1 protein-coding gene is annotated in these 315 nt (G+C 63.5%); it reads right to left on the bottom strand.

What is annotated here, in order from left to right; translation table 11 throughout:
* On the bottom strand, positions 1-315 hold a 315-nt coding region (locus tag OGL93_RS22165; protein WP_263265170.1), incomplete at both ends, for a hypothetical protein.

Raw genomic sequence — 315 nt, 5'->3', positions numbered from 1 at the left:
GCCGACAGTAGTCGCGGTGCTGTTGTTAGCGGTTTCGACGGAGGTGCCGGTCACGGTCAGGGTGTAGCTGCCGCTGACGTTGCTGCCGGCGCTGAAGGTGATGCCCGACAGGTTCCAGCTGCTTACATCGACCGTGCCGTCACCACCTGGGATAGCGGTGTAGCTGTTGGTGCCATCGGTAATGGTGGCGCCGACTGGGATGCCGCTGATAACGGTCGTGTGGGTTTCCGAGCCGTCGTTGTCGGCGTAGGTGGCCACGGTCCCCAGGGCGATGGAGGTGTCCTCGTCGCCGGTGACTTCATGGGTAACCACAGC

Origin of the sequence: Pseudomonas sp. RIT-PI-S, from assembly GCF_025642975.1 — a bacterium.
In the GTDB taxonomy this organism is placed as follows: Bacteria; Pseudomonadota; Gammaproteobacteria; order Pseudomonadales; family Pseudomonadaceae; genus Aquipseudomonas.
The sequence above is the reverse complement of the archived record's forward strand: the minus strand, read 5'-3'. Positions and strand labels throughout refer to the sequence as shown.